Genomic DNA, 18,797 nt, shown 5'->3' with positions numbered 1-18,797 from the left:
GCACCACTGTATGCAAATCAATCTGCTACGGGTGTGATGCTGCGCACGGTAACAATGGGGGATCAGATCTTGCTCCCAGAGTGCGCCCCATGTCCCACAATTCCGACCTTCGCGACCGCCACCTCGCCGCCATCCCGCGCGGGCTCGCTAGTGCCTTCCCGGTCTATGCCCAGCGCGCCGAGAATTCGGAAATCTGGGACATTGACGGCAATCGCTACATCGATTTTGCGGGAGGCATTGCGGTGCTCAATACGGGTCACCGCCACCCCAAGGTGATGGCGGCCGTGCGCGATCAACTCGATCACTTCACCCACACCGCTTTCCAGATCATGCCCTACGAACCCTATGTCGCGCTGTGCGAGCGGCTCAATGGGTTGGCGCCGTTCAACGCACCAGCGAAGTCAGTACTGTTTTCCACCGGCGCCGAAGCGGTTGAGAACGCCATCAAGATTGCCCGGGCTTCCACCGGGCGACCCGGCGTGATCGCCTTTAGCGGCGGTTTTCATGGTCGCACCACGCTGACCATGGCGCTGACCGGCAAGGTCGCGCCCTACAAGGTCAAATTTGGCGTCGCGCCACCAGCCATCTACCACCTGCCATTCCCGGCAGCGAGTCATGGCGTCAGTGTCGCTGACACGCTGCGCGCGCTGGACACCTTATTCCGGGCCGACATTGCGCCCACTGATGTGGCCGCCATCATTATCGAGCCTGTACAGGGTGAAGGGGGCTTCCTGCCTGCGCCGACCGAACTGCTGCAGGCGTTGCGCCAAGCCTGCGACACCCATGGCATCGTGCTGATCGCCGATGAAGTCCAGACCGGCTTTGCCCGCACAGGCAAGATGTTCGGCATCGAGCATTCCGGGGTAGAACCCGATCTACTGACCGTCGCCAAATCCCTGGCGGGTGGTTTCCCCCTCTCGGGCGTCATCGGGCGGGCGGACATCATGGATGCTGCCGAACCCGGTGGCCTGGGCGGCACCTACGCCGGCAGCCCCATGGCCTGTGCCGCCGCTCTTGCTGTGCTCGATGTGATTGCCGAAGAAGGCCTGCTGGCCCGCGCCGATGCGATTGGTGCCACCATCCGTGGCGCGCTGGATAAACTGGCTCTGCGCAATGACGGCGTGCCCATCTCGGCTATTCGTGGCCCCGGCGCCATGATTGCTTTTGATATCGTCACCGACAGTGGCGAACCCGATGCGGCAACCACCAAACGCGTCATTCAGACAGCGCTGGCCGATGGTCTCGTGCTGCTCTCATGCGGCATCCATGGCAACACCATCCGCGTTCTCAACCCACTGACCATATCCGATGCGCTGCTCGAAGAGGGGCTCGTCAAGCTCGGCCGCGCTCTGGTTGCAGCGCAATAGTTCAGGAGCCACACATGCGCACTCTCGCCGATCCCACCCTGCTGCGGACGCAAAGCCTGATTAATGGCCAGTTCATCGGCGAGGCCACCACAGCGGTCCTCAATCCGGCTAATGGCGAGCTTATCGCCAAGGTCCCCCATCATGGGGCTGCCGAGGCGACCGAAGCCGTCGAGGCGGCTCAGGCCGCCTTCCACCCATGGGCGGCGCGCACCGCCAAGGATAGGGGCGCCATCCTGCGCAAATGGTTTGAACTGATCATCGCCAATCGCGATGATCTTGCGACCATACTGACCAGCGAACAGGGCAAGCCCTTTGCCGAGGCGCTGGGCGAAATCGACTATGCCGCTTCCTATGTCGAATTCTATGCCGAAGAGGCCAAACGTATTGCGGGTGAACTGCTGCCTGCCCATCGTGCCGACGCGCGCATCATGGTATTGCGCCAGCCCATCGGTGTGGTGGCCGCGATCACCCCCTGGAATTTTCCCGCGGCCATGATCACGCGCAAGGTCGGCCCGGCCCTGGCCGCTGGCTGCACCGTCGTCCTCAAGCCTGCGCCCGAGACTCCACTGACCGCATTGGCTCTGGCTGAACTGGCGCAGCGCGCCGAGTTTCCGGCGGGTACGCTCAATGTGATCACCGGCGACGCCATTGCCATTGGCGGCGTGCTGACCTCTCATCCCAAGGTTCGCCTTGTCGGTTTCACGGGGTCCACCGAGGTGGGCAGGATCCTGATGCGGCAGGCCGCTGGCACGGTCAAGAAAGTGGCGCTTGAACTGGGTGGCAATGCCCCCTTCATCGTCTTCGAAGATGCCGATCTCGATGCGGCGGTGGACGGCGCCATTCTCTCCAAGTTCCGCAATATGGGCCAGACCTGTGTCTGTACCAATCGCATCTATGTGCAGGACAATATCCACGATGCCTTCATTGCAAGGTTGGTCGAACGTGTCCGGGCGCTAAGGGTCGGCGACGGTTTTGCCGATGGGGTTGTCCAGGGACCGTTGATAACCGAGGAAGCGGTGGCCAAGGTTCAGTCCCATATCGCCGATGCGCTCGCCAAAGGCGCCAGGGTTGAACTGGGTGGCAAGCGACATGCTCTGGGGCAGACCTTTTTCGAACCCACCGTACTGACCGGCGTCAACGCCACCATGGCACTGGCCAATGAGGAGACCTTTGGTCCCCTCGCGCCGGTTTTCCGCTTCACCGACGAAGACGAGGTGATTGCCGCGGCCAATGACTCCGAAACCGGTCTTGCGGCCTACTTCTATACCCAGAATGCTGCCCGCATGTTCTCGGTCATGGAGCGCCTTGAATACGGCATGGTTGGCGTCAATACCGGCGTGATCTCGACCGAACTGGCACCGTTCGGCGGCGTCAAGCAGAGTGGCAATTCCCGTGAAGGATCACATCACGGCATTCTGGAGTTCACCGAGCTAAAATATTCCTGCATTGGCGGGCTTTCCGGTTGATCATGTCGCCCTCGGCCTAGATGCACAGGCTGGCGTAGAGACTGGGAGCGAAAATGACGGCGCTGGCGATCAGGGCGCAGATTGAGAGCATCACACCGACACGTTGAACCATTGTGCTGGGGTCTGATCGCCGCGCAAACTGCCAGTGGATCACCCAGCCGATGATGGCCAGCGTGAGCAGATAGCCAGCGGTCAGAACGCCGCGGTGCAGGCCGGGGCCCCAGCCCCAATGACAGCCCAGTCCCTGCACGGCGTATAGCCCAACAAACGCCGCGCTCCACAGCGTAAAGCCGATCAGAAAGGGCGCGATGATGCGGGTCATGCGCCACCACCCGCCTGCAGCAGGACCAGTTGAATAGCCCAGGCGGGCAACAGGGTCAGCGCCGCATAATCGGCCCACAATACGGTCAGGCGAAGATCGGTGGCGCGCAACGCGGAAACAAATCCCGTCCGCCATCGCCACCACGCATGTCCGGCCATGATCGCAGCGATCGTGGCATGCAGGGCGCCATAGGCGAACAGCGCCAGCCGCAGGGCCGGATTGGCGTGGCTGGTGGGATCATCAAGCATCATGATGCCGATCAGGCAGGCGCAGGCTGCCAGCAGTGCCAGCCCAACCGCACCCAGCAGCCAGCCCGCTGGGCCGCGCGCACCAGCATTGGCGCGACGGGCCCGCCGGGCGCAAAAAGCCGCAGCCAGAGCCGCCGGCACGGACAGGGCGGCCAGACCGTTCAACGGTGCCGCCTCACCGGTCCAGCCACTGCTCACCACGGGCAGATACAGCGCCCCGAACAACAGCGCGCTATACAGCGTCGCATCGGCCGCAATGGCCAGCAGGCTGGCCCAATAGGTGACGTTGTTCTTGACCTCACTGTCGGTCGGAACAGCCTCGCCCTGGCCTATGTCGATGGGACCGGTATCGCGTGTGCTGCCCAGTCCGCGTGGCCACAGGCAAAACAGAGCGATGACCACACAGGCCGCCACCGGCGTCAGCCAGTAAAGCTTGAACAGCAGGCTGAGGAAGAACACCCCTGTCACCAAGGCGGTCCAGAGCGGCAGGAAGCTGCGCTGGGGCAGGATGATGACGTGGTCGGGTCGACCACTGAGCGTGTCGATCCCCAGCGTCTCCTGTCGCCCCGCCCGGGCAAAGCCAAGATAGCCAGCACCACGCGCCAGATCGGGGCCGATCGCATTGGTGTCCAGATCATCGGCCCGGCGGTCAATGGCGGGCAGCGCTGCGAAATTGTAGCTGGCCGGTGGTGTCGGCATGGCCCATTCCAGCGTGCGAGCACCCCAGGGATTGCGCTGGCCGCGCGGGCCGAAGCGGAATTGCAGAATGATATCGGTCAGCACCAGGGCAAAGCCCATGGTCATGATGAAACTGCCAAATGAGGAGAGCAGGTTCAGCCAGTCCCAACCCCAATTGGAGGGATAGGTGGAGATGCGCCGTGGCATGCCCATCAATCCGGTCAGGTGCATCAGAAAGAAAGTCAGGTTGAAGCCGATCAGGATCAGCCAGAACGCGGGCACTGAAAGCCGGTAGACGCTACGGCGCCCGGTGAAGTGGGGCAGCCAGTAATAGAGAGCCGCCAGCATCGGAAAGACAAACCCGCCAACCAGCACATAGTGCAGATGCGCAACGACGAAATAGCTGTCATGGGCCTGGCTGTTGAACGGCACCATGGCCAGCATCACCCCGGTGAGCCCGCCACACACGAAGACGATGAAGAACCCCACGACATAGAGCATGGGGATATCGAACTTCGGCCGCCCGCCGGCAATGGTGCCGATCCAGGTGAAGATCTGCACGGCAGTGGGAATGGCCACCAGGGCACTGGCAGCCGAGAAAAAGGCCAGCGCCAGCTGCGGGATGCCGACGGTGAACATGTGGTGCACCCAAAGCCCGAAACTGAGAAAGGCCATGGCGACAATCGCCACGATCACCGCCTCGTAGCCGATCAGGGGACGGCGCGCGAACGTCGGAATGATGGTGGAGAGCACGCCCGCAGCGGGCAGGAAGATGATATAGACCTCGGGATGCCCGAACAGCCAGAACAGGTGCTGCCACAGCAGCGGATCACCGCCTCTTGTCGGATCGAAATAGGGCAGGTCAAAAGCCCGCTCCATTTCGAGCAGGATCGAGCCCAGGATCAGCGGTGGGAAACCCACCACCATCATGCCGCCTGTGACCAGCATGTACCAGCCAAAGATCGGCATGCGTTCCAGCGACATGCCCGGCGCCCGCATCTTGAGTACGCTCACCACGATTTCAATGGCGGCAGTAATCGCCGAAATTTCAACGAAGGTGATGCCGATCAACCAGATATCGGCATTGATGCCCGGCGAGTAGGTTCCCGATGAGAGCGGGGTGTACATGAACCAGCCGGCATTGGGTGCATAGCCCGCCAGCATGGCAATGATCAGGATCGCCCCGCCAAACAGATAGCACCAGAAGCCGTAGGCCGTCATGCGCGGGAAGGCGAGGTCTCGCGCGCCCAGCATTTTGGGCAGCATGTAGATCGCCAGACCCTCGAACATCGGAATGGCGAACAGGAACATCATCACCGTGCCATGCATGGTGAAGATCTGGTTGTAGACTTCGGGGCCGATGAAAGCGCTGGCCGGCGTCGCCAATTGCGCGCGGATCAACATGGCGAGTACGCCGCCAATGGTGAAAAAGATCAGCGCCAACGCCATGAAGCGCTTGCCCAGAATGGTATGATTGACGGCCGAGAACTGCCCCCAGCCGGGCGGCGTCGACCAGATGTCCTCAAGCGCTTTGTGCAATCCAATGGGGGACTGTTCGGCTCGGCTCATTGCCCGGCTCCAATGATTGCAGAAAAGGCGTCAGGCGCGTGCGCCTCGACCACAAAGCCCATGCGTTCATGGCCCTCGCCGCAATATTCGGCGCAGATGCCGCGATAGATTCCGGGCTCGTCCGCTTGCAGGCGAATGATATTGGTGTGGCCGGGTATGGCATCGATCTTGCCACCCAGGCGTGGCACCCAGAACGCGTGGATAACGTCGCTCGCCGTCACCACGATATCGACCGGCTCACCCGCTGGCAGGTGCAGGTCTTCGCTTAGAAGATCGGTCCCCGGATAGGAGAATTGCCATTGCCACTGGCTGGCATGGGCTTGCACGCGCATTGGAGCGGCACCGTTCTGTCGCGGCAGCAGGCTTTCACCCAAGATAAGGGCGGTCACCAGCAGGGCGATCAGAATGGGCACTGGCAGTACCAGCCCCCCGCCGATAATCCACTGGCGCGGCTTGATGGCGCTGATCCAGTCAGGGCGCACAAAGCTCAGAGTCAGCAGCGTCAGCACCACGCCGAACAACACAACGGCGCCCCAGAACATCACCCACCAGAGCAGGGCGATATTGGCGGCTGCCGGGCCCGCCGGGTTCAAGGTCGAGAGCGGTGTGGCGCAACCAGACAGCAGCAGCGGCGTTGCTGCTAGAGCAGCAAACTTGGGCAGGGGAATTCGGCAATGGCCAAAAGCGACAGTTTTGAGAATGAAGTCGAGCACGAAGAGACGCCGCCCGAGGCGATGTCCCAGCATCCAAACCCCGCTATCCGCGACGTTGCCGGTCAGGATATCGGCTCGGCCATCGCGGTGGCCGGCCACCCCATCCACGCCATGCTGGTGCATTTCCCCATTGCGCTGGTGGTCTGCACACTCGGCGTCGACGGGCTCTACTGGCTCAATGGCGATCTGTTCTGGCGCGAAGTGGGCATCTGGGCCAGCGGCGTGGCCTTTGTGTTTGGGCTGATCGCCTCGATCGCGGGTACCGCCGAGTTGCTGGCTGTGCCCGGCATTCGCGTCCGCGTAGCCAGCTGGAACCATGCCATCGCCGCCATGACGCTGCTGGCCGTAATCGGTGCCAATTGGGGGCTGCGCCTCAATTACCCGGAGGCCATCCTGCCGCACGGCATTTTGCTGTCCGTGCTGGCGACAATTCTGACCGCTCTGGCGGGCTGGCATGGTGGCAAGCTGGTGTTCGATCACGGTGTGGGCCTCATCATCTCCACCAAGCAATAGAGTCAGGCAGCCCCTGGCCCAGCGCGCCCGGGGCGAAGAAGTCATCAAGCGGGCCAAACCGCATCAGTTCGGGTTTGCCCAGAACCACGATGAGAATGCTGGCGATGACTGCCCCGGTCAGCACCATGGTGATGGCCAGGCGCAGTGGCGAATAGCGCTGCCCCGGCTCGAACAGGCGCAGAATGACAAGACCCGTTGTGACGTGGATCAGCACCATGGCACCGACAAAGGCCAGTTTGACGCTGAACCACGGGGTGAAGGTCGCCTCAACAAAGATCAGGCCCGTGCCCGAGGCGATAGCGACAAAGGCCGCCGGTGATACAATCGCCACATAAAGAAACCGCGTGAAGTTGTGCAGATCATAGAGCGCCTTGTCCTCCAGCCCTCGCCGCTGCGCGAATAGCAATGGCAGGCTGAGCAGACCGGCAGCCCACAGGCCGATGGCCAGAATATGCGCGGCTTTGAGAAGGGTTGCGATCACGATGGCTGCACGCGCGGTTGGCGCAGCCAGCCAAGCAGCCGAACCAGCGCAATGGCGAGATAGGGCAGGCTTGCCGGCACCCACATGACCAGCCCGGCCAGTTGCTGGTCGACAAGTGGATCAAAGCCAAATGGCTGAGTGGTCAAAAAGTGGGGGAGATAAAGTGGCTGGCTGGCGAAGACCAGAAGGGCACCCAGAAAACCCATCTGCGCGGTGGCACCCAGCAGGACTGCAATAGCGGATCCCGCAGGCGCTCCCAGAACGGCCGCCCAGAGCAACATAGCGCTGCCCAGAAGGGATATCTGCATCAACCAGTACACAGCTGTGTCAGCCAGAGCGACAGCGTAAAAGTCTGGCGCATGCCAGAGCCAGAAGATCACGGTGTGCAAGGCCAAAAGCGGAAACGCCAGCGAGGCCAGATTTCGTTGCAGGCGGGGCAGGGCCATGGCGAGCAGCGGCGCGGCTATCGCGACGAGCAAAGCATGGTGCACCACCCGGGCAGAGAACAGCGACACCGTCAGGGCGCAGAGTGGGCTGATGAAAATGACTATCAGCGTCACCATGCCGAGCACAAACCCGCCGCTTTCACGCTGCGTGGCGTTTCTGCGCAGAAAGGCGAATGACAGCCCGGCAAGAACCATCGCCGCGATCAGGACTGGGTCAAAATTCCATCGTCCCAGCAGATCATCTGGAAGGGGAGCAGGACCGCAATAGCTTGTGCTGATTTGTGACGCTTCCATCCGCACCGCGCTCGTCTATGTGACTTCGCTGGGAAGGTGATGGCGGCGCCCGACCGCGTTCTTGTGTTCGCCCATGCTCATGCTCCCCCGTGTTGTCCCATCAACCAACGGGCAATCGCGGGTGTGGTTCCAACACCCCCACGCATTACTCCGGCAAAGCGTCCTTTCGAACCGACCCTGTCCGTTGCAGATACATGGCCACAGTGCTGCATATCAGGGCCCAGGCCGCCCCAAGGCACCAGCCTGCCAATACGTCGCTGGGGTAATGCACGCCCATATAAAGTCGGCTAAGGCCGACCATCAGCGTGAGCAGAACCGCCATGCCGATGGTAAAAAATCGCAGGGGGCGCGTCGGGGCGAACCGCGATAGCACCGCGCCAAGCGTCAGGAAGGTAACGGCCGACAGCATGGCATGGCCGCTGGGAAAGCTGGCAGTGAACTGTTCGGACATGGTGGTCAAATCCGGTCGCGGTCTGTTGTAGCCCATCTTGAGCAGCGTGCTTAGTATTGTGCCACCCACCACGGAGGTGACGACCAGTAGCGCCTCTGCGCGCATGCGCGCGAGCAGCAGATAGATGCAAACCCCGACCACGATCAGGCCCAACAGGGAAAAGCTGCCAAGGGCCGTGATGTCGCGCACCATTTCGTGCAGCCAGACCGGGCCAATTGTTGTTTCCAGATTTGCCGGATCGCGAAACAGCATCAATATGGCCTGATCAAAGGCTTCCATCTCCCCCTCGATCATCTCGTCGGCGATCTGCAAAAACGCCAGTATCAAGCCACTGACAATGGCGATGGAGGCCAATAGGCGGGCCTCGCCAGTCACAAATCCATGCAGACGGCGATAGGCGGGGGACTGAACCAGTCGATCGAGCATTTGACGCTTTCCTTTTGCTCACAATGCAACGTCCACGCCGCGCGCACGTTCCACAGACGCACCACGCCGGGCACTGGATCGAGCCATCATGACCGACAATAGCTATTTCGTCATTCTCAACGCCAACGCCGGAACCGCCCACGCCACAGGGGTAACTGCCGAAAGCGTTGGCGCACTGTTTGAGGCCAATGGTCTCAAGGCCACCATCGAGGCCAACAACGATCGCGATCTGGACGAGCGCATCAAGGATGCCATGGCCAGCGATGCGCAGACAATTGTAGCGGCGGGTGGCGATGGCACCATAACGGCGGTGGCTGCGGCCCTTGTCGGCTCCGAAAAGAGCCTCGCCATTTTGCCCCTTGGTACCGTCAATGCGTTGGCCAAGGATCTCAATATTCCGCTCGATCTGGCAGAGGCAGTGGCGGCCCTGGCCACCGGGCGCTCGCACTGGATCGATGTCGGCGAGGTCAATGGACGGGTATTCCTGCACAAGGTGGTGGTCGGGCTCATCCCCGAGCTCGCCGCTGGTCGCGAGCACATCCGGGGTCGCCAGACCCTTTCGGCGAAAATCGGCTTCATGCGCTATTTTTTCCGCCGATTGACCAGAGCCCGCCGGATCGCGGTGGCCATCGAGACCAGTCAGGGCGAGCGGCGCGTTGAACGGGTTCAGGCAATCGCGGTGGCTAGCAATGCCTATGACGAGGGCCCCGGACAGATATTTGCTCGTCACGGGCTCGATCGCGGCACGCTGACGCTCTACGTGCTGCGCCATCTGACGGTGATCGACTTCTTTCGCCTGACAACGGGGATGCTGCTGGGACATTGGCGCAGCGACGAGGCATTGTGGATAGAGAGTGTGAAGGCCGTGACCATTGACGCGCACAAGTCCATGCTCAATGTCATGTTCGATGGCGAGGTCGAGACGTTCCAGACCCCGTTCAATTTCTCGATCAGGCCCCGGGCTCTGTCGGTTATCGTGCCGGCCGTGACCGTTGAGCAAGCGGCGGTAGCATGAAGATTCTGCACATCTCGGACCTGCATTTCGGCCACCATGATCCTGCTCTGGCCAAGGGGTTTTCTGCTGACATCAACGCGCAGAAGCCGGACCTCATCGTGGCCAGCGGCGACTTCACCCAGATCGGGACCAAGCAGGAGTTTGAGCAGGCGCGCGAATTTCTCGATGAGCTTGAGGCTCCTGTGTTTGCCGTTCCGGGCAACCACGACGTTCCCGCGGTCAATATCCTTCGCCGCTTCTTTAATCCCTATGGGCTGTATCGACGGTACATCTCGCCTGACCTTGAGCCATTTCTTGAAATGGATGGCGTGGCGCTGGTGGGCATGCGCACCTCCCGGCGCGCCCGTCTGGAGTGGAACTGGGGCCACGGCACCATATCACGCAGTCAGCTCGAAGACCTTGAAGAGCGCTTTGCAAAGGCAGCTCCAGACGCGGTGCGGGTGATTGTGGCGCATCATCCGCTGCTGTTTCCCACCGAGCCGATGTTGCAAAAGACCAAACGGGTCAAACGCGCTGACGATGCGCTCGAAACCTTTGCCGGACTGGGCGTGCGACTGGTGCTGTCGGGCCATTTTCACCTGTCCTACCTGCGCAAGCACGAGATTGATGCAGTTCCGCAGGAAGGCGAACCTATCGGGTTGAGCAAATCGCCGGTGGCGCCAATTCTGGTTGCTCAGGCATCGTCAGCCATTTCAACGCGTTTGCGCGGCGAGCCCAATGCCTACAACCTGATCGAGATCGGTGCGCAACGCATTACCGTAACGGTGCGCGAATGGCGCGATGACGGCTGGCACACACGCGACAGGGCCAGCGAGCCGGTCTAGCAGACAATAAATGGAAATGGAGCGGGTGAAGGGAATCGAACCCTCGTCACTTGCTTGGGAAGCAAAAGCTCTACCATTGAGCTACACCCGCAACGCGCGAATAGATGCTGGAAATCGCGGCAGGCGTCAAGGCACTGTGAAGCCGCTGCCATTCACAGCCAGACGCCCGCGGTAAAACAGTCCAGTCAAATTCATCTTGTGATCGACCTGCCCGCAAATCTAGGCTGTCCGCGGCAGGCATGGGTTTCTGGCAATGGGGCGTTAGACGATCTTGAATAATTCAACCACACCCGACAATGTCGGCGTTGATATCCAGATTGCCGGTGGCGGGGATGCCTTTGGCAGCGGCGGGCAGTTCCAGACCTGCTTTATCGTTGATGACAGTCATGGTCGCTTTGCCATCGATTTTGGCGCCACCAGCATGGTCGCACTGGGCCAACTCGGCATTGATGTGGCAGAGATCGAACTGGTCGTGCTGTCGCACCTGCATGGTGACCATTTTGGCGGTCTGCCCTTCCTGCTGTTGCACCGCCAATACGCAGCATCGAGCTGTCGGCCGCTCACGCTCGCCGGGCCACCCGGCTTGCAGGGGCGCATCGCCGCTCTCATGGACTGCATGTATCCCGGCCTTTGGGAAGGCCAATGGCGCTTTGCCATCGATTTCGTCGACATCGTGCCGGATCAGACAACGACCGTGTTGGGCCGCAAGATCACGGCGCAGAAGGCCCGGCATTTTGCCGGTGCGCAGGACTGTCTGAGCCTGCGCATTGAAACCGACGACAAGTTGATTGCCTTTTCCGGTGACACTGGCTGGCGCGATGAGTTGATCGAACTGGCGCGGGACACCGACCTGTTCATCTGTGAGTGCAATGAGCGGATCGACCAACCCTATGACACCCATATCAGCTTCGAAACGCTATCCAGAAATATCGACCGGCTGCAGACCAAAAGGCTGCTTGTCTCCCATCTTGGTCCCGACATGGTGGGTGCCATCGACAGCTTGCCGGTCGAGGCGGCAACATTTGGATTAAAGCTGGCGCTCTGATCGACAGCCCGCCGCGGCAAAATGGGAAATCATCGCATTGTGCCGATGACCTGAGCCCTTCGAACGGTGTAAGAGCACTCCAACACTCTTTATGCATATCGCGGCACGGCTGTGTTGATCCCGATATAGCGCGACGACACCTCAATGGGAGCAACCATGCGCCTGACGACTCTGATGCTTTCCGTCCTTGCCCTGCTGCCAATGGGGCTTGCCGCAACGCCTGCTGCAGCCCAGCAGAAGCTTACAATTGGCGTGCAGGAAAGCGGCACGGTGCAGTGGGAAATCCAGACCATCAAGGCGCTTGGGCTCGATACCGCGCACGGGCTGGATCTGCAGGTGCGGCCACTCGCCGACAGCCGCGCGGGCCAGATTGCGCTGCAGGCGGCCGAGGTCGATGTGATCCTGTCGGACTTTGTCTGGGTGTCGATCCAGCGTAATCAGGGCAATGCTGTCACCATGGTGCCGCACTCGCTTGCCGTTGGCGGGGTGATCTTGGCTCCCGATAGTGACATCGCCGATGTGCGTGACCTCAAGGGCAAGACCATCGCGGTAGCTGGCGGACCGGTCGACAAGAGCTGGGTCGTGCTGCAGGCGTACTACAACAAGCTGACCGGTGCCGCTCTGGTGGACGACGCTACCGCCAATTATGGCGCGCCCCCATTGGTCAATGAGCTGCTGGCCGCTGGCCGCGTAGATGCCGGGCTTAATTTCTGGCACTGGAATGCCCGTGCCAAGGCCGCGGGATTGACTGAACTGATCTCGGTGGCAGACATGCTGATTGAGCTCGGCGTCACCGAGCAGCCGCCCTTGCTTGGCTGGACTTTCAGCGACGCGACAGCACAGGCAAAGCCGGCGGCCATTACCGCCTTCCTCGACGCTTCATTTGACGCCAAGGCTGTCCTGCTGGCCGACGACACGGCGTGGGACAATCTGCGCGAACTGATGGGCGCCACCGAAGATGCGGCATTGTTCAACCAATTGCGCGACGATTATCGCGCCGGCATCGTCACCCATTTCAAGCCCGACGAGATTGGCGCAGCCGCAGAAGCCTTTGCTTTGATGGCCAAATTTGGCGGCAGCGATCTGGTGGGCGAAACTGACACACTGGCGCCCGGCACATTCTGGCGGGGCTACAGCAAATAGAGCACCGGTCACCCCCATCGGCTGAACAGACACCGCATCGCGACCGAGCCGGTCCGGGTCTGGAATATCTCTCACTGCCCTTGCTGCTGGTGTTGTGGCAGGGCCTGTCCATGCTTGTCGCCCATCGCCTGTTTCCCTCGCCTGTGGCTGTTAGTCTGCAGATGTGGGATGCCGCAATCAATGGGCCACTATTGATCGATCTGGGGCGCACCCTCCTGCGCGCCAGTATCGCCTTTGTCGTGGCCATGGTGCTGGGTAGCGCGCTCGGCATCGGTCTTGGCCGGGTGCGCTGGGCTGACCGCCTGTTTTCCGGCTGGCTTCTGGTGGGGCTTAATCTGCCCGCCATTGTCGTGGCCATCGTGCTCTATATCTGGCTGGGCCTGACCGATCTGGCTTTGATCCTGGCCGTCACCATCAACAAGCTGCCTTTGGTGACTTCCATCGTGCGCGAAGGCGTACGTAGCTTCGCCCACGAGTTTGACGAACTGGGCGCAGTGTTCCGTATGTCCGTGTGGCGGCGGTTGCGCCTGATCTTTGTGCCCCAACTGGTGCCGTTTGTGCTGGCTGCAGCCCGTACCGGCCTGTCCCTGATCTGGAAGATCGTGCTGGTGTTCGAGGTGCTGGGCAGCGATGGCGGCGTTGGCTATCGCATTGCCATTCAGTTCCAGTTCTTCGATATCACCGGCATTCTCGCCTATACGACCGCCTTCATTCTGGTCGTTCTGGCTTTTGAATATGGTTTCTTGCGGCCGCTCGAGCGGCGGGTAGTGCGATGGCGTCCGGTCCAGCCCTGAGCATCGACATCAGCGCCAAGCGCTTTGCCGGGGCGTCCCAGCCCTTGCTTGCCGATCTGGAGCTGGCTATCGCCTCCTCCAGCGTAGTCGCGCTGGTCGGCCCATCAGGCGTTGGCAAGTCGACCCTGCTGCGCGTTATCGCGGGTATTGATACTGCCTTCTCGGGCGACGTGCTGATTGCAGGCGTCGCCGCGCATCAGGCCAGCACGCCCGGCTTCGTATTTCAGGATCCGCGTCTTTTGCCCTGGCTCACAGCGGCCCACAATATCATGGCGGTCGATCCGGCGATCAGCGCAGAAGTGGCGCAGGCAGCGCTGGCACGGGTCGGCCTTGCCGATGCCGGCGCGCTCTATCCGCACCAGCTTTCTGGTGGCATGCAGCGGCGCGTCGCGCTGGCCCGCGCGTTCTCGGTCAATGCGCGCCTGTTGCTGCTTGATGAGCCATTCGTGTCACTCGACCGCACGCTGGTGGATGAAATCCAGCAACTCTTCCTGCAACTGGTCGCGCAAACCCGGCCCACCGTGATCTTTGTCTCGCACCTGATTGATGACGCCGCGCGCCTGGCCGATCGCGCCGTTCTGTTCGACGGACGTCCCGCACAGATCGTGGCTGACATCGCCTTGCCGATCCCGCCCGCGCAGCGCGATGACGCCACCCTGACTGACTATCGTGCCCAGCTTGATGCCGCGGGTCGCCAGCCCTATTCGGTATAGGGTTTGAAGTGCTTGGAAAGCTTGAGGGTCTGCGCCTGATAATTTGATCCCAGCGCCGAGCCGTAGAGACGATCGGGTTCTTCTGCCAACCGCTCATAGATCAGTCGGCCAATCGTCTGGCCGTGTCCGAGCAGGAACGGCACTTCGCGGCTGCGCACTTCCAGTACCGCACGGCTGCCCGTGCCACCCGCTGAGGAATGACCGAAGCCGGGGTCGAAAAAGCCTGCATAGTGCACGCGGAATTCACCCACCAGCGGATCGAACGGCACCATTTCGGCTGCATGAGTGGGCGGCACATGCACCGCCTCGTCGCTGACCAGAATATAGAATTCATCAGGGTCAAGGATCAGCTCTTCTCGCCCTCGATTATGCAGCGGCTCCCAGAACTCGTGCACATCAAGCGCGGCCTTCTTGTCCACATCGACCACGGCGGTGTGGCGCTTGGAGCGGAACCCGACCAGTCCATTGCGGTTGGCGCCCTTGAGATCGATTGATAGCGCCACGCCTTCGCCCACCGGCACATCATTGTCGAACACCAGCGTGTCGCTAGCATGCAGCGCCTGATGCTCGGCCACGGTCAGCCGGTTGTCGCCGCAGCGGAAGCGCATCTGGCTCAATCGCGAGCCAGTGCGTACCAGCACGGGGAAGGTGCGCGGGCTGACTTCAAGATAAAGCGGCCCCTTGTAGCCCTTGGGCATCTGGTCGAACCCACGGGCGCGATCACCGATCACCCGGGTGAACACATCAAGCCGTCCGGTCGAGCTTTTCGGGTTGGCCGAGGCGCTGACCGCATCGGGCAGCTCCAGACTTTCCTGTAGCGGCACCAGATAGACACAGCCGCGCTCGAGCACAGCGCCACGCGTCAGGTCGATTTCATGCAGTTTGAGTGCTTCGATACGCTCGGCCACTGAATGGCTCGGGCCGGGCAGGAAACTCGAGCGCACCCGATACGCCACATCGCCCAGCCGCAGATCCAGACTGGCAGGCTGTACCTGATCGGTGTCAAAGGGGCGGGCGGCGGCGATGGAGCCCTGCTTGTGCAGCAGCTCGATCAGACGCGCCGGGAACACGCCCTGTGGCCAGGTCTGTTGCTTGTCCATGCTGTTGCGCTTCCTGATGCTTTGGCTGTTCCTAGCAACCCCAGCAATTGACGCCAACAGCCAATTGGCTTTAGATCACAACCCAGTGGTGATTTGGCCGGTCGCTTGCAGCCACTTTAAACAAATAGCTAAAGACCGTTTGGGAACCGGCCGCCTGTAGCGAGCCGGTTTTTTGTTTTGAAAGCGTGACCATGTCCAAGGCGAACAATCCTCTTCTCGATCCAGCCCGCCGGTCGGCCGAAACCCAGCTTGTCCATGGTGGCACGCATCGTTCCGAGTTCAACGAAACCAGCGAAGCGCTGTTTCTGACCTCAGGCTACAGCTATCCCACATCCGATCACGCCGAACGCCTGTTCAAGGGTGAGATCCCCGGCGCGCACAATTATTCCCGCTTTGCCAATCCCACCGTCGATATCTTTCAGGAGCGCATGGCGCTGCTCGAAGGTGCCGAGGCCGCTCGCGGTTTTGCCACCGGCATGGCCGCCGTCACCGACGCGGTGATGAGTCAGGTGCGCGCCGGCGATCATATCGTGGCTTCGCGGGCACTGTTCGGCGGCTGTCGCTTTGTTGTTGAAGATTTCATGCCGCGCTTTGGTGTCAGCTCGACCTTGGTCGATGGCCGTGATCCGGCCAATTTTGCGGCCGCCATGCAGCCCAATACCAAGGTGGTCTTTATTGAGACCCCGACCAATCCAACGCTCGAGCTGGTCGATATCAAGGCTGTCGCCGACATCGCCCACGCCCATGGCGCCGTGCTGATCGTGGACAATGTCTTTGCCACCGCGCTCTGGCAGAAGCCGCTCGCACTCGGAGCCGATCTGGTGACCTATTCGGCCACCAAGCACATTGACGGCCAGGGCCGGGTGCTCGGCGGCATCGTGCTGGGCTCAAAAAAGCTGATCGAGGGCGATCTGCACACTTTCCTGCGCCAGACCGGCGCGTCGCTCAGCCCGTTCAACGCCTGGGTGCTGCTCAAGGGGCTTGAGACCCTGCCGCTGCGCGTCCGTCAGATGACAGACAGCGCTGGCAAGATCGCCGATGCACTGGCCAGCCATGCCAAGGTCGACAGGGTGATCTATCCCCATCACGCCAGCCATCCGCAATATGATCTGGCCAAGGTTCAGATGGCGGAGGGGTCGACGCTGGTCTCGCTTGAGGTCAAGGGCGGGCAGGAGGCAGCCTTCAAATTGGCTGACTCGCTGGCAGTCATCCTGATTTCCAACAATTTGGGCGATGCCAAATCCATCATCACCCATCCGCGCACCACAACACATCAGCGGCTGACCGAAGAGGCCCGGCTTGAAGTGGGTGTCACACCGGGCCTGCTGCGCCTGTCGGTTGGTCTTGAAGCCAGTGATGATTTGATCGCCGATCTGTTGTACGGCTTGGATCAGATCTAGGGAGACCATCCAGATTGCGGCTACTGGGTTTGATAACGGCTTTGGCGCTGGCTGTGTCCGGCGCCCCTGCCTTTGCGCAGGCTTTGCCCTATCACGCCGATCCCTCGGCGCGAGAAATCCTGCCCGGCAGTACAGCCGTGCCCGCCATTCGGTTTTTGACCACGGCAGATTTCCCGCCCTTCAACTTCCGTGATGCCAGTGGCGAGATGATTGGCTTCAATGTCGATCTGGCCAAGGCCATCTGTGCTGAGGTCAACGTTGCCTGCACCATCCAGGCCTGGCCCTGGGAGCAGGCCACCGATGCCCTGGCCGACAATCAGGGCGACGCACTGATTGCCGGGCTCGAAATGTCCCAGGCCAATGGCGCGGCGTTCGACTTTTCGGCCACTTATATGGCGTTGCCGGGCCGGTTTGCCACGCGCGCTGCTGATGTGGCTGACTTTGACATTGATGCCTTGAGTGACAAGACGGTTGCCGTGCGGCGCGGCAGTGCCCATCAGGCGTTCATGCAGCGCTATCTGCCAGACGTCCCTTTGCAGGAGGTCGACACCGAACTGGCAGGTCTGGCCGCCCTCAAGGCCAGTAATGTCGATGCCTTCTTTGGCGACGCCTTGCGCGCCTCTTTCTGGCTCAACGAAAATCTCGATTGCTGCAGTTTCGCCGGGAGTGCCTATTTCCGGCCCGCCCTGTTCGGCGAGGGCCTGTCCATTGCCGTACCGGCTGGGCACGATGCCATCCGGCATGCCATTGACTGGGCGCTAGTGCGCCTCAAGGACAATGGCGTGCTCGATGAGCTCTATCTGCGCTGGTTCCCGGTCGGCTTTTATTAGGTCGCAGAGGCAGGACCGCTGCCGGATCAGATATTCGGCCAGCAGCAGATTGGGAACTGGCACAGTCAGGCGATTGCCGTATATGCCGCAGAGTAGTTCAGCTCGAACAGCAGCGGGATTGGCAGATAAAGGCGCAGGGTAACGGCTGCCAATGTCAGCGCGATCGAGCGTGTCATCCATTGCCTGTGTGTAGCCTGGTCGCCAGCCATAGCGTGCCGGATGCCCAGCCCGGTGGTCACCAGCCGGGATATGGCCAGAAACCCAAAACCGCATGCTGCCAAGGGCCCGCTGTCGTTGTCACCCATCCACGCTATTCGAGCCTGGCGCTGGCCAATCGATATGCGAGTCCAGCCAGAACCTGCCGGCGCTGCTTTGGTTGCTCGACAAGCTCGATGTGACGACCTAGTCGGGCATGCGCCGATGGCGGGCGCGGGCGCTTACTTCAATGGCCGCTGTGGTCAGGCGGTCCAGATCCAGCCGGTCGCGCAGCATTTCGAGGAACCGCAGTTCTTCCTGCTCCAGATGCAAATCCACTGAGGTCACATCCACGGCCACTGCATAAGCGGTGTCCTGCAATTTGTGGGGCAGGGCCGCAATGGCATCATCGATTACCTGATCAAGGCCGCCGGGACCATTGAGCTTGTCTGCACAGGCATTGGCCACCACCGCCAGCCGGCTGGAATCGAAGGTCTCGAACACCGGCAGGCGGCCGATCAGCCCCTGGATTCGCTCCAGTTCCTTTTCGGTCATTTCGCTGTCCGAAGAGGCAGCGACGATCATCAGGTGGATCAGGGCGTCATGGGCGCTATTGGGCATTGAACATTCCAGGGCTGGTGTCTGAACATGATAGCTAGGCGCGCCGTCCGGGCTTGGCAAGCTCAGCGGGTCTCGAAATCGTTGACGCCACAGCGCGGGGATGCAACACAACGCGGCATTTCCTCCATTCTGAAAGGCACGCC

The 18,797-nt window shown here is 61.3% G+C and carries 20 protein-coding genes, 1 tRNA gene and 1 riboswitch; of the genes, 11 read left to right on the top strand and 10 right to left on the bottom strand.

Annotated elements, in window-relative coordinates:
* The first annotated feature begins 89 nt into the window (after nt 1–89).
* Together gabT and KD146_RS12720 are read left to right on the top strand one after the other, a co-directional pair.
* Nucleotides 90–1,367 carry a 4-aminobutyrate--2-oxoglutarate transaminase gene (gene gabT, locus KD146_RS12725; protein WP_212659026.1) on the top strand — a complete coding sequence of 426 codons (1,278 nt, stop codon included), beginning with the start codon at nt 90–92 and terminating at the stop codon, nt 1,365–1,367.
* Between the two features lie 14 nt (nt 1,368–1,381).
* On the top strand, nt 1,382–2,833 hold the full coding sequence (locus KD146_RS12720; protein WP_212659025.1) for an NAD-dependent succinate-semialdehyde dehydrogenase: 1,452 nt from the start codon (nt 1,382–1,384) through the stop codon (nt 2,831–2,833).
* A gap of 16 nt (nt 2,834–2,849) precedes the next feature.
* Here the strand turns inward: KD146_RS12720 and KD146_RS12715 are convergent, their stop codons facing one another.
* Genes KD146_RS12715 through coxB form a run of 3 tightly spaced genes read right to left on the bottom strand, consistent with a single transcriptional unit; the run spans nt 2,850 to nt 6,363 of the window.
* Complete coding sequence (locus tag KD146_RS12715; protein ID WP_212659024.1) at nt 2,850–3,155, bottom strand: hypothetical protein; 306 nt, start codon at nt 3,153–3,155, stop codon at nt 2,850–2,852.
* Nucleotides 3,152–5,650, bottom strand: coding sequence for a cytochrome c oxidase subunit I (gene ctaD / locus KD146_RS12710; protein ID WP_212659023.1), 2,499 nt, complete (start codon nt 5,648–5,650; stop codon nt 3,152–3,154). Before ctaD ends, KD146_RS12715 begins: the two co-directional genes overlap by 4 nt.
* Nucleotides 5,647–6,363 carry a cytochrome c oxidase subunit II gene (coxB, locus tag KD146_RS12705; RefSeq protein WP_345790799.1) on the bottom strand — a complete coding sequence of 239 codons (717 nt, stop codon included), beginning with the start codon at nt 6,361–6,363 and terminating at the stop codon, nt 5,647–5,649. The genes ctaD and coxB overlap by 4 nt, the downstream gene beginning before the upstream one ends.
* Nucleotides 6,364–6,384: 21 nt before the next feature.
* On the opposite strand from coxB, the gene KD146_RS12700 reads away from it, so the two are divergent.
* Complete coding sequence (locus KD146_RS12700; protein WP_212659021.1) at nt 6,385–6,876, top strand: DUF2231 domain-containing protein; 492 nt, start codon at nt 6,385–6,387, stop codon at nt 6,874–6,876.
* Here the strand turns inward: KD146_RS12700 and KD146_RS12695 are convergent.
* From KD146_RS12695 to KD146_RS12685, 3 genes are all read right to left on the bottom strand, one after another.
* Nucleotides 6,857–7,357 carry a CopD family protein gene (locus tag KD146_RS12695; protein ID WP_212659020.1) on the bottom strand — a complete coding sequence of 167 codons (501 nt, stop codon included), beginning with the start codon at nt 7,355–7,357 and terminating at the stop codon, nt 6,857–6,859. The genes KD146_RS12700 and KD146_RS12695 overlap by 20 nt on opposite strands.
* Nucleotides 7,354–8,097 (bottom strand): cytochrome c oxidase assembly protein, encoded by a 744-nt coding sequence (locus tag KD146_RS12690; RefSeq protein ID WP_249327667.1) that lies wholly within the window; start codon nt 8,095–8,097, stop codon nt 7,354–7,356. The genes KD146_RS12695 and KD146_RS12690 overlap by 4 nt, the downstream gene beginning before the upstream one ends.
* 145 nt (nt 8,098–8,242) lie before the next feature.
* A complete protein-coding gene (locus KD146_RS12685) occupies nt 8,243–8,974 on the bottom strand; it encodes a phosphatase PAP2 family protein (RefSeq protein ID WP_212659019.1) in 732 nt (243 codons plus the stop codon).
* Nucleotides 8,975–9,062: 88 nt separating this feature from the next.
* Here KD146_RS12685 and KD146_RS12680 point away from each other — a divergent pair, with 88 nt between their 5' ends.
* Both KD146_RS12680 and KD146_RS12675 read left to right on the top strand, forming a co-directional pair.
* On the top strand, nt 9,063–9,989 hold the full coding sequence (locus KD146_RS12680) for a diacylglycerol/lipid kinase family protein (protein ID WP_212659018.1): 927 nt from the start codon (nt 9,063–9,065) through the stop codon (nt 9,987–9,989).
* A complete protein-coding gene (locus KD146_RS12675) occupies nt 9,986–10,813 on the top strand; it encodes a metallophosphoesterase family protein (RefSeq protein ID WP_212659017.1) in 828 nt (275 codons plus the stop codon). Before KD146_RS12680 ends, KD146_RS12675 begins: the two co-directional genes overlap by 4 nt.
* A gap of 17 nt (nt 10,814–10,830) precedes the next feature.
* On the opposite strand, the gene KD146_RS12670 is transcribed toward KD146_RS12675, so the two are convergent.
* Nucleotides 10,831–10,904 (bottom strand) — tRNA-Gly (locus KD146_RS12670).
* 180 nt (nt 10,905–11,084) lie between these two features.
* Here KD146_RS12670 and KD146_RS12665 point away from each other — a divergent pair.
* From KD146_RS12665 to KD146_RS12650, 4 genes are all read left to right on the top strand, one after another.
* The gene (locus KD146_RS12665) at nt 11,085–11,858 is read left to right on the top strand and encodes an MBL fold metallo-hydrolase (RefSeq protein WP_212659016.1); all 774 of its coding nucleotides are present in this window, start codon (nt 11,085–11,087) and stop codon (nt 11,856–11,858) included.
* A gap of 156 nt (nt 11,859–12,014) precedes the next feature.
* A complete protein-coding gene (locus KD146_RS12660) occupies nt 12,015–13,001 on the top strand; it encodes an ABC transporter substrate-binding protein (RefSeq protein WP_212659015.1) in 987 nt (328 codons plus the stop codon).
* Between the two features lie 89 nt (nt 13,002–13,090).
* A complete protein-coding gene (locus KD146_RS12655) occupies nt 13,091–13,795 on the top strand; it encodes an ABC transporter permease (RefSeq protein WP_269368416.1) in 705 nt (234 codons plus the stop codon).
* Nucleotides 13,774–14,508: an ABC transporter ATP-binding protein gene (locus KD146_RS12650; RefSeq protein WP_212659013.1), complete on the top strand. Its 735-nt coding sequence runs from the start codon at nt 13,774–13,776 to the stop codon at nt 14,506–14,508. Before KD146_RS12655 ends, KD146_RS12650 begins: the two co-directional genes overlap by 22 nt.
* Here KD146_RS12650 and KD146_RS12645 read toward each other — a convergent pair.
* Nucleotides 14,496–15,608, bottom strand: a complete 1,113-nt coding sequence (locus KD146_RS12645) for a 2'-deoxycytidine 5'-triphosphate deaminase (protein WP_212659012.1) — start codon at nt 15,606–15,608, stop codon at nt 14,496–14,498. The genes KD146_RS12650 and KD146_RS12645 overlap by 13 nt on opposite strands.
* 75 nt (nt 15,609–15,683) lie before the next feature.
* Nucleotides 15,684–15,759: riboswitch (SAM riboswitch) on the top strand.
* A 40-nt stretch (nt 15,760–15,799) separates the two neighbouring features.
* On the opposite strand from KD146_RS12645, the gene metZ reads away from it, so the two are divergent.
* A complete protein-coding gene (metZ, locus tag KD146_RS12640; protein ID WP_212659011.1) occupies nt 15,800–17,008 on the top strand; it encodes an O-succinylhomoserine sulfhydrylase in 1,209 nt (402 codons plus the stop codon).
* Between the two features lie 14 nt (nt 17,009–17,022).
* Nucleotides 17,023–17,838 (top strand): transporter substrate-binding domain-containing protein, encoded by an 816-nt coding sequence (locus KD146_RS12635; RefSeq protein WP_212659010.1) that lies wholly within the window; start codon nt 17,023–17,025, stop codon nt 17,836–17,838.
* A 65-nt stretch (nt 17,839–17,903) separates the two neighbouring features.
* Here the strand turns inward: KD146_RS12635 and KD146_RS12630 are convergent, their stop codons facing one another.
* Together KD146_RS12630 and KD146_RS12625 are read right to left on the bottom strand one after the other, a co-directional pair.
* A complete protein-coding gene (locus KD146_RS12630) occupies nt 17,904–18,143 on the bottom strand; it encodes a DUF2306 domain-containing protein (protein ID WP_212659009.1) in 240 nt (79 codons plus the stop codon).
* A gap of 97 nt (nt 18,144–18,240) precedes the next feature.
* The gene (locus tag KD146_RS12625) at nt 18,241–18,765 is read right to left on the bottom strand and encodes a tellurite resistance TerB family protein (protein WP_249327666.1); all 525 of its coding nucleotides are present in this window, start codon (nt 18,763–18,765) and stop codon (nt 18,241–18,243) included.
* Nucleotides 18,766–18,797 lie beyond the last annotated feature (32 nt).

The sequence above is a fragment of the Devosia litorisediminis genome, assembly GCF_018334155.1.
Classification (GTDB): Bacteria; Pseudomonadota; Alphaproteobacteria; order Rhizobiales; family Devosiaceae; genus Devosia; species Devosia litorisediminis.
Note: the sequence above shows the minus strand (reverse complement) of the source record. Positions and strands in the feature narration are given on the sequence as shown.

Bases quoted from the DNA above. Each gene is read 5' to 3' on its own strand.
- gabT (WP_212659026.1), top strand. From the start codon at position 90: ATGTCCCACAATTCCGACCTTCGCGACCGCCACCTCGCCGCCATCCCG.
- KD146_RS12720 (WP_212659025.1), top strand. From the start codon at position 1,382: ATGCGCACTCTCGCCGATCCCACCCTGCTGCGGACGCAAAGCCTGATT.
- KD146_RS12715 (WP_212659024.1), bottom strand. From the start codon at position 3,155: ATGACCCGCATCATCGCGCCCTTTCTGATCGGCTTTACGCTGTGGAGC.
- ctaD (WP_212659023.1), bottom strand. From the start codon at position 5,650: ATGAGCCGAGCCGAACAGTCCCCCATTGGATTGCACAAAGCGCTTGAG.
- KD146_RS12700 (WP_212659021.1), top strand. From the start codon at position 6,385: ATGTCCCAGCATCCAAACCCCGCTATCCGCGACGTTGCCGGTCAGGAT.
- KD146_RS12690 (WP_249327667.1), bottom strand. From the start codon at position 8,097: ATGGAAGCGTCACAAATCAGCACAAGCTATTGCGGTCCTGCTCCCCTT.
- KD146_RS12685 (WP_212659019.1), bottom strand. From the start codon at position 8,974: ATGCTCGATCGACTGGTTCAGTCCCCCGCCTATCGCCGTCTGCATGGA.
- KD146_RS12680 (WP_212659018.1), top strand. From the start codon at position 9,063: ATGACCGACAATAGCTATTTCGTCATTCTCAACGCCAACGCCGGAACC.
- KD146_RS12675 (WP_212659017.1), top strand. From the start codon at position 9,986: ATGAAGATTCTGCACATCTCGGACCTGCATTTCGGCCACCATGATCCT.
- KD146_RS12660 (WP_212659015.1), top strand. From the start codon at position 12,015: ATGCGCCTGACGACTCTGATGCTTTCCGTCCTTGCCCTGCTGCCAATG.
- KD146_RS12650 (WP_212659013.1), top strand. From the start codon at position 13,774: ATGGCGTCCGGTCCAGCCCTGAGCATCGACATCAGCGCCAAGCGCTTT.
- KD146_RS12645 (WP_212659012.1), bottom strand. From the start codon at position 15,608: ATGGACAAGCAACAGACCTGGCCACAGGGCGTGTTCCCGGCGCGTCTG.
- metZ (WP_212659011.1), top strand. From the start codon at position 15,800: ATGTCCAAGGCGAACAATCCTCTTCTCGATCCAGCCCGCCGGTCGGCC.
- KD146_RS12630 (WP_212659009.1), bottom strand. From the start codon at position 18,143: ATGGGTGACAACGACAGCGGGCCCTTGGCAGCATGCGGTTTTGGGTTT.